This is a genomic window from Vibrio lentus, assembly GCF_030409755.1.
In the GTDB taxonomy this organism is placed as follows: domain Bacteria; phylum Pseudomonadota; class Gammaproteobacteria; order Enterobacterales; family Vibrionaceae; genus Vibrio; species Vibrio lentus.
The window spans coordinates 1,022,202-1,038,563 of record NZ_JAUFQE010000002.1 but is presented as its reverse complement, the minus strand read 5'-3'; the positions used below and the strand labels follow the sequence as shown (position 1 = coordinate 1,038,563).

Sequence of the window (16,362 nt, the reverse complement as noted above, 5' to 3'; positions counted from 1 at the left end):
ACACTGGCTTACTAGATTCTCGACATAACCTGTGGGATTTTGAGCACAACTTTGTATCTAGTCGCTTTATTCCACACGATTCAAAAACATGTTCTGGTTGCATCGATATAACCTTCAACGCTTCCGCAATCAAAGCGTTTACCTTTGAACTTATATGCAATGACACCCCCCTGTTTTGCCTGTTTGAGGATCGCATCTGTTACCTGAATTTCGCAGCCTTTACCCGGTTCTGTGTTTTCAATATGTTCCAAAATATCAGGTGTTAAAATATAACGGCCAATAATGGCTAAGTTACTTGGTGCTGTGCCGGGTTCTGGCTTTTCAATCATGTCGTAACACGAATTAAGTCATCACTTAGGTGCTCACCTGCAATCACACCGTATTTATGTGTTTCATGCATCGGCACTTCTTCCACAGCAACAATGGTGCAACGAAACTGTTTGAACAAGCCAATCATCTGTTCGAGTACACCCTTATCTCGGTTTACACACAAATCATCGGCCAACAACACAGCAAACGGGTTGTTACCTATCAACTCTTTGCCAGTAAGAATCGCATGTCCCAATCCTTTCATTTCGCGTTGGCGAATGTAGGTAAAGTGGGCAGAATCGATAAGCTCACGAATTTCGTTCAACAACCCTTATTTTGTGGTACCGAGAATTTGGTGCTCGAGCTCGTAGTTCTTATCGAAATGGTCCATCAACGAATTTTTTTCCGCGACCTGTTACAATCGCCATGCTCTGCATCCCTGCTTGTATCGCTTCATCAACCCCGTACTCAATCAATGGTTTATTCACGATTGGCATCATTTCCTTAGGCATTGATTTTGTTGCTGGTAAAAAGCGAGTTCCGTAGCCAGCAGCAGGAAACAAACAGTATTTAATCATTAAAGGACCTTTTATGTACCTAGTACCCATTATAGATAAAGTATTTCATCAAACATACCTAGCGTAGGAAAATCCAACATTTGAACTTTTTTTTATATTCCTAGCAGATGACTAGGATTAATAGGTCGAGATTATACTTATCAAGTACTAGGTACGCAATGGTAAATTCATACTATACGATTATGAATACTGATTTAATGAACGCTTTATTCATTAATCACTTACAACGGGATTAATGAATAAAGCGTTCCACAATTTGAATTATTAGTCTATTCGAAAACGCCTAATAAATTAGATTCTAATTCAAGATTCAAACCTGAAACCAGTTTCTATTTAGAAACAAGAACATTGATTCAGCCAACGCTGCGCACGAATTCAGAGCCAACGTCTCTAACCCGTCATTCCCTAAAGTGAGGGACGAACGTAATAGAGGATCTCTCTCTGGTCAGAGATTCCACATACCTCGTCCCTCGGTTCTGGAATGACGACCATTTAAGCTCCTGTGCCAGTTGTTACAATTCTCGAGGATGACTGCGTTATGAAGTGTTTATTCTGCTCTTCATTCCTTACATCGAGGAACGAGCACGCGCGCGTCATTCACAACTAACCTACGCCGTCATTTCTTACAACAAGGAGCAACAACCACTTAATTCAGATCCAACTTCCCTCACCCGTCATTCCCTACAGTGAGGAACGAGCGTGATTGGGAATCTTACTTGGAGTATGAGATTCCACATACCTCGTCCCTCGGTTCTGGAATGACGGTGGAATTACCGAGCAACCCTCGTCATCATTTATTACAACAAGGAACAACAACCGCGTCATTCAGATCCAACGTCCCTAACCCGTCATTTCCTACAGTGAGGCACGAACGTGATAGGGAATCTGTTTTTTGTTAGCTAGTACTTATTTGATGCCATGAGTGCTTCTGCGTTTGGTAGTTTTACGATCAACGTTGAAGGGGGAACCATGAAACAACCTGCTATATACATACTATCTAACAGCTCCAATTCAGTTCTATACATTGGTGTCACAGGAAACCTTGCACAACGGGTCTGGTTACATAAGACGGAAGACGTAGAGGGCTTCACTCAGAAATACAATGTGCACAAATTAGTTTATTTTGAAATTTTCGTAGATTTCAAAACTGCGATTGACAGAGAAAAGCAGTTAAAGAGATGGAATCGTTCATGGAAGGAGGAACTGATTAGCGAGCGGAATCCGAGTTGGCGCGATCTCTACGACGATATATTGTGAGATTCCACATACCTCTTACCTAGGTTCTGGAATGACGATGGAATTAACAAACAACACCCCAACCCCGTCATTCCCTCAGTGAGGAACGAACGTGATAGGGAATCTCACTCAGGTCAGAGATTCCACATACCTCGTACCTCGGTTCTGGAATGACGGTGGAATTAGCAAACAATACCCAACTTCGTCATTACCAACAGTAAGGCACGAGCGTTATAGGGAATTTCACTCCGGTCAGAGATTCCACATACCTCGTCCCTCGGTTCTGGAATGACAATGGATTTAACAAACAACACCCCACCCCGTCATTCCCTACAGTGAGGGACGAACGTGATAGGGAATCTCGCATCTCTCGACTAATTCGAATAGTAATCAGTGAGCACTTGAATAAAACGCTGCTTATCCGCTTCTGGCAAAACATTAATACCAGCAGCCGCTTTACGCCCACCGCCTGTTTCAAAACTAGAACATACCTCATCGGCCCCTGCTCTATTCGACAACGGCGCACGCAAACTCACCATGTAAGACTCACCATCTTGATTCAGGGTTAACACTGCTTGGGCTCGATTCGGGTCTTGATTGACGGTCTCATTACCAAACACCCCACTAATGCGCCTTGCCCAAGTTTCACTCGGTAGTTCAAACACACGTGCCGTTTCACTCTCATAAACAGGAGCAAGACTAGTGACTTGTTGGTAATCGCTTTGATAAGCAGCCCGTAAACGATAGAACACTGAATCCTCATCATTTAAAAGATCAAACGGATTCGGGTATTGATAGAGCGCTTGGTAAAGTTCAACAGGCGTGAAGTGTAAATCATCCAGTGATGCCCCGTACCCGTTATAGTTCACCAAGGTACCCAACTCTTCCAAGAACGCTATTTGTGATTCATCAAAACCGTTTTCAACCGCAAGCAGATTAGCAACCGCTTTAAGGTTATCACCAAAGGCCGCAGCAATAGCCCACGCCACATGCTCGCCATTGAGCTTTTGATTGATTAACAAGCTAGTACAACACTCAGGCGCGGTATCGATTAAGGTTTCAAGGTATGCAGAATCAGGCACGTCACCCGTACGGTGGTGGTCGCAATAAAACACATCGATCTTTTCATCCAACATCGAATGCAACGCATCATGGTTTTTCTCCATCGATACATCTAATACCGTTACAGAAGAAACATCCTTTTGAGCAACAACTTGAGAAAGCAACTTAATATCTCGCTTCACGCCAGTAATAAGCACACTTTCTTTTGGCTCACTTAAGCGCAATTGCAACAACGCAATAATGCCGTCTGCGTCTCCATTGAATACGTCGTAATGCATTGGGGTCCTCTCACTATCTAATTCGAATGGGGCTAAAAGTATTGATATGCCACTTATTGGTCTATTTTTACAGGCAGCTCTATTTCACATCAATATCAAGTTGTTAGGTGATATAACATGATTGCAGCAAGGTGCTATTAGTACGGGCCAAGGTAAGTATTAAATATAACCATGCTCACGCAGCGCATTCACAACTTGCTCGCCGCACTCTTCAATGCTCTTACCTGCCGTTTTTACGAGAATATCTGGCTGCACTGGTGCCTGATATTCTGAATCGATACCCGTAAAGTGTTTGATTTCGCCTTTACGTGCTTTCTTATACAAGCCTTTAGGATCACGCAACTCACACACCTCTAACGGCGTATCAATGAACACCTCTAAAAACTGCTGCTCCCCTAAAAGATTTCGCACTTGTTGGCGGTCTGAAATGAACGGTGAGATAAACGCCGTCAACACAATACTTCCTGAATCAACAAACAGTTTAGCCACTTCACCAATGCGGCGAATGTTCTCTACTCTATCTTCATCACTAAAACCTAGATCTTGGTTCAAACCATGACGGACATTATCGCCGTCTAACAAATAACTGTGTTTGCCTAAAGCCAATAACTGACTTTCTGCAGCATTAGCAACCGTCGACTTGCCAGAACCACTTAGGCCTGTAAACCACAGCACAACAGGTTTTTGTTGTTTCAGTTCAGCCCTTTGTTGATGTGTAACAGTAGCATTGTGCCAAACCACATCACTCGATTTTCCTGTCGCATCTGCTTTTTCTTGATATGGACTTGCCATGAATAACCTTTATATAAACTTTAAAATAACCGTCAAAACTCGAAAGCAACCGTCATTCCAGAACCAAGGAACGAGGTATCTGGAATCTCAAACCACAAGCGAGATTCCCAATCACGTTCGTCCCTCACTTTAGGGAATGACGATAACTAGCATGGAAACTTTAAAATAACCGTCAAAAACTCGAAATACCCGCCAAAAACCCTAAAACAATCGTCATTCCAGAACCGAGGAACGAGGTATCTGGAATCTCCAAACTACAAGCGAGATTCCCTATTACGTTCATCCCTCACTTTAAGGAATGACGATAACTGGCATGGAAGCTTTAAAATAACCGCCAAAACTCGAAAGCAACCTTCATCGAGACCCTAAAACAACCGTCATTCCAGAATCTAGGAACGAGGTATCTGGAATCTCAAGCTACAAACGAGATTCCCTATTACGTTCGCCCCTCATTTTAGGGAATGACGAACGCAAACATCTACCCGACTTACCTTACCGTCATCCACCAGAAGGAGGAACGACTGAGTCGGGGGATCTCTTAAAACGGATAAACCACAGGAATCATCACTAACGCGGTAATGGAATAAACAATCGAAAGCGGCAGACCCAGTTTCACATAATCCTTAATAGAATAATTACCCGCCGAGTACACCATCAAATTCGTTTGATACCCAAACGGCGACAAAAAACTCGCACTCGCACCAAAAGCCACCGCCATAACAAACGGCATTGGGTCTGCGCCATATTGCTGCGCTGTAGCAAGAGCAATAGGAAAAATGATCGCCGCAGCTGCATTATTAGTGATTAATTCTGTAAGCAACAACGTTGCCAAGAACACCCCAATAAACGCACCATACACACCATATCCGTTGGTCAACGTTAGCAAAGAAACACTCACCGTATTCGCTAACCCACTCGTTTGCATAGCATGAGCCAACGCCAACGCACTACCCACAATCACAATAATTTCAAACGGGATACGACGACGAACGTATTGAACATTTAATACACCCGTTACCACATAACCACCTAACAAAATGAGTAAACCTTTAAGTAATGGCAGTAAACCAATAGCCGACAACCCAATTGCTGCTACAAAACCACCAAGAACCCAGCGAGACTTATTTTTAGAAAGAGTTTGTTGCTCACCCGAATTGTTACTAAAATCTGCACCATCAATGAAAACGAAGTTACGCTTTAGATTGTTCCTGTCTTTAAAATCATTTCCGATAACAAGAAGCAACATATCGCCCGCTTGCAACACTGTATTGCCTAAGCCCCCGCTAAGCTTTTGGTTGCCACGGCGAATACCTATAACAGATGCATCAAACAGAGATCTAAATTTAACCTGCTTAATAGTCTTACCAACCACAACTGAATCTGCCAAGAGTACTGCTTCGACTGTTTGACCAATATGCGCGTCTTGTTCACTCACAACGCCCACAGTTTTCAAGCCTTTAAACTGTTGCAAAGTTTCTAATGCGGCTACGTCACCGCTAAACAATAACCTGTCATTAGGATGCAGAGCCTCATTGGGTGATACAGGTGTAACAACACCGCCCTTGCGAATGATTTCACTCAAATACAAAGACCCCAAGTCACGCAACCCGTTCTCAAAGACCGTTTTACCCACTAATGAATGAGTATTAACAACCGCCAAAACTTGAGCTTCAATAAAGTAACTCGTATTTTCTCGATGTTGCTCTTTCGTCTTACTAGATGGAAGCAAAGGAATACAACACAACAAACAGACTAAGCATATGCCTACGACAACAATCGCGACAGGCGTAGTCGTCAGCATAGAGAACGGCGCCAGCCCTGCTTCTTGGGCAAAACCCGAGACAATTAAGTTAGTCGAAGTACCAACCAACGTTAACGTCCCCCCTAAGATAGAAACATAAGAAAGAGGCAATAAATACTTGTTCGCGTTGCTTGGTAAGTTCTTCTTTATACAGCCCATTAGCGTTGCCACTACCGCCGTGTTATTGGCAAAAGCCGAGGTAAAGCTGCTCACTACCAATAACTTTATGTAGTTCGGAACAAACTTGCCATTGAACAACGATGCCCCTAAATAGCGCACATGACAGGTTTTCTCAACTGCAAAGCTGCAAATAATCAACACCATCAACGTCATTAAAGAACCGTTGGTGAAACCACCTAAGTAAATAGTCTGGTCAACTGCACCAGTAATAAACAATGCAGCACCAACACCAGCAAACGCCAATAACGGGCGAATATGAAACAGAACTAAGGCAACAAGCAGCGCAACAACTAATACAGCGATTAATAATTGAGAATCAAACATACGACCAACTCAAAGTTACGACCCAACAGTTAAACCTTTCTAAATACGTTCAACGTATTAAAGCCCAAACGTTTCTTTACCATCCAAACCGCTAGTAGATTCTGCGTAGCAACAGAAATAGCAGTCGCAAAAGCCGCACCCATTAAACCAAAGTGGCTGGTTAAACCAAAAGCTAACACAATGGCTAATGGACCAGAAAACAGCACCACATTACGCATGTCTTTTTCATGGCCTGTCATATTAAGTAAATAGCCAACAGAACCTGTGATTACATTAATAAACTGCCCTACTGCTAATATCTGTAACAACGGCGCTGCTACTTTGTATTCATCACCAAATAACCCCATCAAGAAATCAGGGTAAACAACCATCAAGGCAAGAACGGGAACAGCTAATGCAATCATCAAACGGCTTGAAAGCAGAGACAACTGATTAACTTCACCAGAGTTACCTTTAGCAAACGCTTGTGCGAATTTAGGTGCCACGACTAAGTTAACAGCAATCAAAACAAAAGAAGCGAGCGTTGCAGTTCGCTGGGCAGACGCAAAGAAAGCCACATCTGAACTAGATAAGTACTTAGCCGTTGCAAATTGCCCTGCCCATATAACACATTGACTCATCAACATAGCAACAAATAGCGATGACAAACTGGATTTTAGTTCTGGTGAAAATGTGGCTGTAATATCAAACGACGTGCCTTTGGTATTAAACCAAAGCGCACCGCCAAACAACATCGCAGAACCAACGCAAATAGTGTAAATATAGAAGAGTGAGTCTCCAGTTTGGTCAAAACCGAAGAACATCAAAACACCAAGCACAATGATAAACGAAAGCTGAGAAATCACATTTTGCACTGTACTTGCCCAAATTACTTGCTGCTTGCCCTGCAAGACAGCGGAAAGCATCTGTTGCAACGCAAAAAAGAACACGCACACTACTATTAGTGATAAGAAACCTGCAATCTCAAGCATACCTAACCAATTGGCAATTTGATCAGGTAGCATCAAACAAACAACCAATAATAGAGCAGCCAAAATTGAGACTGTTCTAAACAGAACAGAAACGGTTTGGTTGATACGCTTCCACGAGATACCAAAATCAGCGCCAGTAACTTTAAGTAAATAGTGTTCTGAGCCCAAAGCTAACAAACTACCGCCGAGCTGAGTTAATGCAAAAGCAAAAAAGAACACTCCCGCACTTGCTACATCCGTGGCATTGGAAACAATCAGGCTCATTAAAAAGCCAGCAGTTGCACCGAAGCCTCTAACTAGGAAAACTTGTAATGATTTTAAAAATAAATTCATTTCTAATTAACTTAATCAAACTTGCCGTTGGTAGCATCTGACCAACGATCGAGTGCTGAACTCAAGTCACCAGGAAGCTCGACTTTATTACCGACAAGCCAGGTTGGATAAATATTAGTTGACTTGATTAACTTCATTACTCGATCTGGGTGAATGCCAATGTTCAAGACGTTAAACATTCCCAAAAGCTTAGCAGCAGAAATCACAACAAACTTGGGAATCATGATTGTTTTGGCGTTCGGATAATACTTAGTTCGAAATGTATCAATAATTTGTTCTAACGTGTAGCGTTCCGCATAAGCCCCATTAAACAGTTCGAAACAATTATCCGTAGATCTTGCTTGTTCAATAGCATGAATTAAGTCTTCAACGTAAATGCAAGATTTAATCGTATCTTTACGCCCAGGGTAAACAAAACCGCCTTTACGCAGCATGGTTGCTAATCGGGTAAAGTTCCCCCCCTCTCCAGGGCCAAAAACAACCGCAGGGCGGACAATCGTTAACTTAGTGCCTTCATTACGTTTCAACCAAGATTGGTGAATTTTTTCCGCCAGCATTTTGGAAAAGCCATAAGCAGAGTTAGGGGTTAGAACTGTAGACTCATCTTTTTGTTCTTCATCTGGACCATAAACGGAAATCGAGCTTGTAAAGACGATCTCTTTAATTCCATTGCGCTCTGCAAGGGCACAAATCTCATTTGCACCAGAAATATTAGTCTCATAATACTCGTGGCATGGGTGACCTGGCGTAGTATGGATTGCGGCAAAATTTAGAATTGTATCAATATCATCAATGTTAAACTCAGATAAAGCTCTGACATCTTGATGTATAAAAAAGTATCTTTCGTGCTCGAACCTTGGTTCTAGAATGTCTAGATTGTATACGACACAACCATCATTTAATAACATTCTAGCGTAATGCGTTCCAATAAAACCTGAACCACCTGTGATTAAAATTCTTTTCATATCATCAACCAACTTTAATTAACACGTCTAAGATATTTATAAATAAGTTCTTTTGCTTCACCTGGAAACATACAAAAAATATAGAATGGAAATAGTGAAAACATAACTTTCAATCTATTTAAGTTACCTTCTTTAAACCACTTAACCTTATGATAAAGACCAAGCTTGAAATAAGAAAAACCATGTCTCCTGTTACTATACCCTGATCCAACCCGTACAAAAATCAAAGGTTCTCTAATTGATAATATATTAATATTGCTATTAAAAACCCTAATATGCAGATCATAATCCTCGAAGAATTTAAAGTCTCTATACCCTCCTAAATCCAATATTTCCCTCTTATTGAACATGAGCGAAGGATGTACGATTGGATTTCTATAATTTAATATTTTTCCAACTCTTTCTGGGTTTAGAGCAATGTTACCTTGTTCTAAATCCCCAACATAGGAAATAAATTCTCTTGATGAAGTATATACATAGTCATATTGACTCATAAAAGATATTTGTTTTTCAAACCTTTGTGGATGACAAATATCATCACTATCCATTCTAGCTACAATATTGAACTTTGTTAGCTCTAATCCATTTTTTAGACTTAAAGCTAAGCCGATATTTTCTTGATTATGATGAACATTAAATTCAGTATCAGACAATTGGAATAAATCATAATACTTAACAATGATATTTTTCAATGGTTCATCAACAGGACCATCAACTATCAGCAGTATTTCTGATGCTTTATATGTCTGCGTTAACAGACTCTGCAATGATGCATCAAACTGTTCAGGGCTGTCATTTTTATACACTGACATTAAAACTGAAATCATCATAATCAAACAACCTTACTAATTTTATTTAGAATGTTTTTTTCTGAAAAAATCGTAATATCTTCGTATAAATCATCGACACTAGATTCCGACAAATCTTCATTAAGATAATCTATACCATACAAATCTGATATTCTTCTATTGCTCGTGAGTACCTTTTTCTTTGTTGCTAAAGATTGAAGTACTTTTGCAGGTGTGACCGTTTTCATAAAATCACTATTTTTATAAGGTAGTAAAATAGCTTCACTTCTTGATATTAGATTAGTTAGTTCCTTTATATTAGAGGTTGGCTTCGAAAAAACAATATTAACCAAATCAACCAAACCATCTGTACAATCACCTATAATTAATACTTTCTTTCCCGATATAGCTATTTTTCTTAGTAATTCAACATCGATATCTTTGTGTAAAGTACCAAAATAACAAAAATCAAAATCTAGAGATTCATTACTAAGATTATAAAACAACTCATTTACTAGAGGAGGAACCAATATATATTTGTCGCCTTTTTTGCTGTTAAAAAGATGAACCCAATGCTGACCATTAGATAACCTTTCTAGAACATCATTATTATCACAAAAAACAACATCACAACTCTCTACAACCACTTTCTCCTGATTAATCTTACGTTGAGACAAGCCCTGAGATTCATAATCATGTACGCAGTAATATATTTTTTTATTGTACCTATTAAAAATATTAATTGCTAATTTAGATGCTACAAAGGTTATACAAATGTCACCTTCAATGTTATGTTTATTTATTAAGAAAATCGAATAAAAATAGTCAAAAAAGGTATTTATTGATGGCAACCCTTTTATAGAAACCAATTTAAGATTACTAGCTCCTTCATTATTAAAACTAACGTCACTTACAAGCTTTTTAAACCGACTTAATGTAGGATTATGCAAGAAAATCTTTTCGAAGAATCGCGCGTTGTAACCACTATTATGATAATGACGAAAGATAGCTTGATTAACATGCTGATAATAATCATAAGGAATGTCAGAAAATATATCAATTCTCATAAATTACTCTTCAGAAAAACCTATAAAAAACCAAATTATATGTTCATACCCTGAATTTTGAAATAAACTCAAGAATAAAAACAAAAAACAAAAATAGTGAACGTTACTCACATATCTATTTTTAAAAAATTTAAAAAAAACAAAAATCAACAGTAAGAAAGAAACAAACCCATTGTCTATTAATGTTTGAATATAAATATTATGCACCGCATCTTCTCGATACCACAAATCAAAAGAAGCACTATTTAACATTGCTTCTTTGGAGTTACCTATGCCATATCCCCAGTAATTCTGCTGGAAAGTTTCAAATGCAGCTTTCCATAAAGCCAACCGTCCCTGTCCTGTATGAAAATATTCAATCTCCTGTTCAAAATCAAACAGCCTTAAAAACATTTCCGGAAAAAAAATCTTAACCAAAAATAGAAGTAAAAAAAATACCCCACCCAACATTAACAAATAAGACATTTTCGCCTTAAAAATATTGTTAACAACATTATAATAATAAATACAAGCAAGAAAAGCTAAGAATCCTGTGCGAGATGAGTTTATAAGTGTTATTGATAAGCCAAAAAAAACCAATGTAAAGAACATTTTCTTATCTTCAATAAATAATATTGCAAGTAAAAAGGCTGAAGTCGCGGCTATATTGAAGTGAGAATAATATCCTAAATAATAATAAATAGCCGTTTTCGGGTTTGTACCGTTAGCAACCAAAATTACTTCATAGAAGTTAAAAATAATAAAAACTAAGATCAGAGAAATAGATAACTTCTTAACTAAATAGTTAACCTCTTCCTTATACAAGGAATATACTTTACTTATTTCCTTGCCAATATAATAACTACCTATCATCATGATAGGCCAAGCAAATAAAAACAATGAAGATGACTTCATCGCTATGTAAGCGTTAATCAGCAATATAAATAACAAGTAATATGAAGATATCGTCTTGGGTGTCCTTATAAAAAGAAAACCTAATAGGAACAATACATATCCTAATCTAATGTCGGAACTTCCAATTTTATAAACAGAAAAATTAAAAACTGGGGATGCGAACAAAATAAATATAGCGAATGCAGAAAACCTAACTGCAAGAATATTTCTAGACATTTAAATTCTCTCTATCAGCGTTTCAGCCTAAAATAACACCTTAACATTAGCTTTCTGAATTTTATTGGAGACTTTCTGTATAGATATTTCAACACATCAATTCTACTAATATCCTCATACGCAAGGCTTGGGTCAAAATATTCTAAGTTTATATCTACTGTGTTAACACTTAGCTTAGATGGAGAACCTAACACTTCTTTTACATTGCCAGTATGGAATTCATATTTTGATAAGTTTTTATTTCCAAGCTCAAATCCATCGACAATAAAATCGACAAGATCACTTGAAAATACATAACCATTATTTCCATTTGTTCTGCTTTTATCTTCAACAGAATTAAGAATACACCTCATTCTATTTACATTAAACAAGGTGTTATTTATCCGCCTAACATAATTAACGTATTGCACGGAAGAACTTTTGTTAACTAAACCTCCCATAACTTCATGATACTTGACACCAAGAATATTTGAAAATACTCTTTCAACTCCCAACTTAAACAATTCATCACCATAAATAACTTTTATCACATTGTTAACACCAAAGTTTTCATCATATTTTTCAAACTTCTTCTCATAGGAGACTAATGACATATTTTCCTTTAAAAACGCCTTAGGTTTTGCACATTCAAAATCCCAACCATTAGTAACAACCTCTTTATAATAACTATCTAAAAAATCAACAGGGTGTCTTACTGTAATTATCAACATTACATCTTTAAAATCATCAAATAAATCCTGAATATCCTTTGAACTATCTGAATTTAAATGATGAGATATATTCTCGCATGAAAAAAAATATCCGCCTTCTTAGAAGGCGGTTTTGCTTTATAACCCCCTAGAAGGGGGCGTCCACGCTATCAGTTCTTCAATAACTGCAGTTGTTGTTCATACTCTATGTCCTGTTTATCTTGGTGTCGGACATATCGTCGAATGACTTCTTCATTCACACCGACCGTATCTACAAAATACCCTCTAGCCCAAAAGTGATTTCCCCATAGTTTCTTACGTATATGTGGAAATTTATTGAAAAGTCTAATTGCTGTCCGGCCCTTTAAAACTCCTAACAAACTCGAGATCGACAACTTGGGAGGAATAATGACAACAAGATGAACATGATCTGGTTGAACATTTAACTCTAAAACCTCGCAGTCTTTCATATTGCACAAAATATAAATTGAACGATAAAGCTCCTTTCCAACCTTATCTTTCAAAATCTTATATCTATACTTTGGAGTCCAAACTATATGGTATTTGCAACGCCAATAGACATGTGATGAACTTCTGTAATCGCCCATGTGGTTGTTTCCTCTTACTTGTGGTGAATAAGAGGTTACTTCTAACATGGGCACTTCTTCAGGCTATAGCCTAGAGGAACAATCACCACCGCCCTAGGCGGTGGTTTTGAGGAGCCAATAAAAACCTTATTTATTTTTTTGTTTTTTGCTTCACTCCTTATTCCGTCAATAAACTTCTCTTTTGTTTTATTATTTTTGGAAGAAATAACCCTTATTAATTCATTATGTCCAGACGTTGTACCTTTTCTTCCACCCTTATATTCCGTATTCTCAAATCCAAACTTAGGAAATAATAATCCGCATTTAATATTTTCATTATAATTTTTTAGAAAATAACTTTGAACTGCAGATGAGCCAGTCTTATGTAAGCCAACGTGCAAATAAAGTGAAACATCATTCAACATCGAGACACCTCCACTCAGGGTAAAAATCTCTCACATATTTATTAAGGGCAATCTCAGCTTCGGTATATGCTCTATCAACTGAAGGCTCTAAATTGTCAGCCTTAAGACTAGATACCAAAGCTGCTCCAACCGTCACATTGGTCATTCGGTCAATAACTACAAACGCACCGGTTTGTTTTACTTTCTTATATAAGTCAATAGCAATGGCTTCGTTTAGGTTAAGCTCCACTAAGCCAATTGAATTTAGCTCTAATATATTGGTTTTACAGTTTTCAGCTTTCAGCTTTAACGTATTGACATCCACCTCATGGATGATTTTAGAAATTCGACCATTTACCAAATTTGAAGAAAATTTAAACAGATATTCTTTATTGGTTTGTAGTGGCGCCTCACCCATCCAAACCATATTTGCTTGTAGTGCATCACTTACCATTGGTAGGTTGTTACTGTGAACCAGCACATCACCACGGCTAACGTCGATTTCATCGTTCAACGTAATTGTTACAGCATCACCTGCAATAGCCTGCTCAATGTCACCCTCAAAGGTCACAATGCTTTTCACTGTGCTTTGTTTACCTGATGGCATTGCAGTGATGGCATCACCTGGACGAACTACACCAGAAGCGATGGTTCCGCAGAAACCACGGAAATCTAGGTTCGGGCGGTTAACGTACTGCACCGGCATACGGAAGTCAGTTAAGTTTTTGTCTTGCTCGACTTTCACCGTTTCAAGCAACTTCATTAGTGTTGCACCTGGATACCAATCCATGTGCGTACTTGGCGTTACTACGTTGTCGCCGTTTAGAGCTGAAATAGGGACAAAACGTAAGTCTTGAATATCCAGCTCTTTGGCCATTTCACGGTAATCCGCTTTGATCTTTTGGAATACTTCTTGGCTGTATTCCATTAAGTCCATTTTGTTGATAGCAACAATAATGTGCTTAATACCCAGCAAAGAACAAATGTAACTGTGACGACGCGTTTGAGTTTGAATACCGTGGCGTGCGTCTACCATTACAATGGCTAAGTCACAGGTTGAAGCGCCTGTTGCCATGTTGCGTGTGTATTGCTCGTGCCCTGGGGTATCGGCAATAATGAACTTACGCTTGTCTGTCGAGAAGTAACGGTAAGCCACATCAATGGTGATGCCCTGCTCTCGTTCGCTTTGTAAGCCGTCTACTAATAGTGCTAAGTCAAACTCTTTGTCAGTGGTGTTGAACTTTTGAGAGTCTTTTTCGATCGCTGCCATTTGATCTTCGTAGATCAACTTTGAGTCAAACAACAAACGGCCTATAAGGGTCGATTTACCATCGTCTACTGAGCCACAAGTAATGAAGCGCATTAAATCTTTGTTTTCGTGTTGCTTTAGGTATGCTTGAATGTCTGATGCGATTAGGTCTGATGCATGGCTCATTAGAAGTATCCCTCACGTTTTTTCTTTTCCATCGATCCAGATGAATCGTGGTCGATAGCGCGGCCTTGGCGTTCTGATGTTGTGGTTAACAGCATCTCTTGAATGATTTCTGGCAGTGTTGTCGCTTCTGATTCCACAGCACCAGTTAGTGGGTAACAACCTAGTGTGCGGAAGCGAACCATTTTCTGTTGTACTTCTTCGTGTTCTTCAATGGGGATACGCTCATCGTCGACCATGATTAACATACCGTCGCGTTTTACCACAGGGCGCTTTTCAGAAAGGTATAAAGGCACAATTTCGATGCTTTCTAGGTAGATGTATTGCCAGATGTCTAGCTCAGTCCAGTTTGATAGTGGGAATACACGGATAGATTCGCCTTTGTCGACTTTACCGTTGTAGACGTTCCAAAGTTCTGGGCGCTGGTTTTTTGGGTCCCAACGGTGGTTTTTGTCGCGGAATGAATACACACGTTCTTTAGCGCGAGATTTTTCTTCGTCGCGGCGTGCGCCACCGAATGCTGCATCAAAGCCGTATTTGTCTAACGCTTGTTTTAGGCCTTGAGTCTTCATGATGTCGGTGTGCTTAGAGCTACCATGAACAAATGGGCTAATCCCCATTTCGATGCCTTCTGGGTTTTGGTGAACGATTAAGTCCATGCCTACTTTTTCAGCCATTTGGTCACGGAACTGGATCATTTCTTTAAATTTCCAGTTTGTGTCTACGTGCATTAACGGAAACGGAGGCTTCCCAGGTGCAAATGCTTTGCGAGCAAGGTGCAGCATTACTGCTGAGTCTTTACCTACTGAGTAGAGCATTACTGGATTATCAAACTCGGCAGCGACTTCACGGATGATGTGAATCGACTCCGCTTCTAACTGCTTAAGGTGTGTTCTTTTGGTGCTATTTAAGACTGTCATGACGTTGTTATTGCCTTTGGTGTTGCCGCCCTTAATTTAAGTATTAAGTACGAATTTTGAATTCAAGGGGAGGTGCTAAAAGCAGATTCCCTATTACGCTCGTCCCTCGCTTTAGGGAATGACGTGTATGTTGTCGTTGCTCTCTGTGGGCATGACTGATTCGGGGGTCTCAAACCCAAAAGCGAGATTCCCTATCACGCTTGTTCCTCGCTGTAGGGAATGACGTGTTTGTTGTCGTTCCTCATTATTGGGAACCGCGCGTTTGTTCTGGTTCGTCGCTATTAGAATGACGAACGCGTTGTAGCGCCGTCATCCTCGAGAAGGAGGAACGACTGAGTTGAGGATCTCTAAACTAAAAGCGAGATTCCCTATCACGCTCGTTCCTCGCTGTAGGGAATGACGTAATGTAGTCATTCGTCACTCTGAGGAATTACATGTGTGCTGTCTTTCCTCGCTAAGGGGAATTACGATTCCTGCAAAATAAGGCGACTTTTGCTACGCTACCGCCCTTAGGTTTCAGCCCCTAATCTGCTATC

The 16,362-nt window shown here is 39.5% G+C and carries 14 protein-coding genes and 1 pseudogene; 1 reads left to right on the top strand and 14 read right to left on the bottom strand.

Annotated elements, in window-relative coordinates; genetic code table 11:
* Positions 1–80 precede the first annotated feature (80 nt).
* A pseudogene (galU, locus tag QWZ07_RS13110) lies at positions 81–887 on the bottom strand (UTP--glucose-1-phosphate uridylyltransferase GalU).
* Between the two features lie 918 nt (positions 888–1,805).
* On the opposite strand from galU, the gene QWZ07_RS13105 reads away from it, so the two are divergent.
* On the top strand, positions 1,806–2,144 hold the full coding sequence (locus tag QWZ07_RS13105) for a GIY-YIG nuclease family protein (RefSeq protein WP_318842398.1): 339 nt from the start codon (positions 1,806–1,808) through the stop codon (positions 2,142–2,144).
* A 353-nt stretch (positions 2,145–2,497) separates the two neighbouring features.
* Here QWZ07_RS13105 and QWZ07_RS13100 read toward each other — a convergent pair whose 3' ends face one another.
* The 13 genes from QWZ07_RS13100 to cysD all read right to left on the bottom strand — a co-directional run bounded on the left by QWZ07_RS13100 (position 2,498) and on the right by cysD (position 15,826).
* Positions 2,498–3,463 carry a DHH family phosphoesterase gene (locus tag QWZ07_RS13100; RefSeq protein WP_192853533.1) on the bottom strand — a complete coding sequence of 322 codons (966 nt, stop codon included), beginning with the start codon at positions 3,461–3,463 and terminating at the stop codon, positions 2,498–2,500.
* A gap of 159 nt (positions 3,464–3,622) precedes the next feature.
* Positions 3,623–4,255, bottom strand: a complete 633-nt coding sequence (cysC, locus tag QWZ07_RS13095; protein ID WP_192853532.1) for an adenylyl-sulfate kinase — start codon at positions 4,253–4,255, stop codon at positions 3,623–3,625.
* A gap of 538 nt (positions 4,256–4,793) precedes the next feature.
* Positions 4,794–6,560, bottom strand: a complete 1,767-nt coding sequence (locus QWZ07_RS13090) for an SLC13 family permease (protein ID WP_192853531.1) — start codon at positions 6,558–6,560, stop codon at positions 4,794–4,796.
* A 29-nt stretch (positions 6,561–6,589) separates the two neighbouring features.
* On the bottom strand, positions 6,590–7,864 hold the full coding sequence (locus QWZ07_RS13085) for an MATE family efflux transporter (protein WP_192853530.1): 1,275 nt from the start codon (positions 7,862–7,864) through the stop codon (positions 6,590–6,592).
* A gap of 11 nt (positions 7,865–7,875) precedes the next feature.
* The gene (locus QWZ07_RS13080) at positions 7,876–8,829 is read right to left on the bottom strand and encodes an NAD-dependent epimerase/dehydratase family protein (RefSeq protein WP_192853529.1); all 954 of its coding nucleotides are present in this window, start codon (positions 8,827–8,829) and stop codon (positions 7,876–7,878) included.
* Between the two features lie 14 nt (positions 8,830–8,843).
* Positions 8,844–9,659: a glycosyltransferase gene (locus QWZ07_RS13075; RefSeq protein WP_192853528.1), complete on the bottom strand. Its 816-nt coding sequence runs from the start codon at positions 9,657–9,659 to the stop codon at positions 8,844–8,846.
* Positions 9,660–9,661: 2 nt separating this feature from the next.
* Positions 9,662–10,684 carry a glycosyltransferase family protein gene (locus tag QWZ07_RS13070; RefSeq protein ID WP_192853527.1) on the bottom strand — a complete coding sequence of 341 codons (1,023 nt, stop codon included), beginning with the start codon at positions 10,682–10,684 and terminating at the stop codon, positions 9,662–9,664.
* A 3-nt stretch (positions 10,685–10,687) separates the two neighbouring features.
* Positions 10,688–11,794 carry an O-antigen ligase family protein gene (locus QWZ07_RS13065; RefSeq protein WP_261890871.1) on the bottom strand — a complete coding sequence of 369 codons (1,107 nt, stop codon included), beginning with the start codon at positions 11,792–11,794 and terminating at the stop codon, positions 10,688–10,690.
* A 14-nt stretch (positions 11,795–11,808) separates the two neighbouring features.
* On the bottom strand, positions 11,809–12,504 hold the full coding sequence (locus QWZ07_RS13060) for a hypothetical protein (protein WP_192853525.1): 696 nt from the start codon (positions 12,502–12,504) through the stop codon (positions 11,809–11,811).
* 149 nt (positions 12,505–12,653) lie between these two features.
* Complete coding sequence (gene tnpA / locus QWZ07_RS13055) at positions 12,654–13,091, bottom strand: IS200/IS605 family transposase (RefSeq protein ID WP_192854770.1); 438 nt, start codon at positions 13,089–13,091, stop codon at positions 12,654–12,656.
* Positions 13,092–13,132: 41 nt separating this feature from the next.
* The gene (locus tag QWZ07_RS13050) at positions 13,133–13,495 is read right to left on the bottom strand and encodes a hypothetical protein (protein WP_192853162.1); all 363 of its coding nucleotides are present in this window, start codon (positions 13,493–13,495) and stop codon (positions 13,133–13,135) included.
* Complete coding sequence (gene cysN / locus QWZ07_RS13045) at positions 13,485–14,909, bottom strand: sulfate adenylyltransferase subunit CysN (RefSeq protein WP_192853161.1); 1,425 nt, start codon at positions 14,907–14,909, stop codon at positions 13,485–13,487. Before cysN ends, QWZ07_RS13050 begins: the two co-directional genes overlap by 11 nt.
* The gene (cysD, locus tag QWZ07_RS13040; protein WP_192853160.1) at positions 14,909–15,826 is read right to left on the bottom strand and encodes a sulfate adenylyltransferase subunit CysD; all 918 of its coding nucleotides are present in this window, start codon (positions 15,824–15,826) and stop codon (positions 14,909–14,911) included. Before cysD ends, cysN begins: the two co-directional genes overlap by 1 nt.
* Positions 15,827–16,362 lie beyond the last annotated feature (536 nt).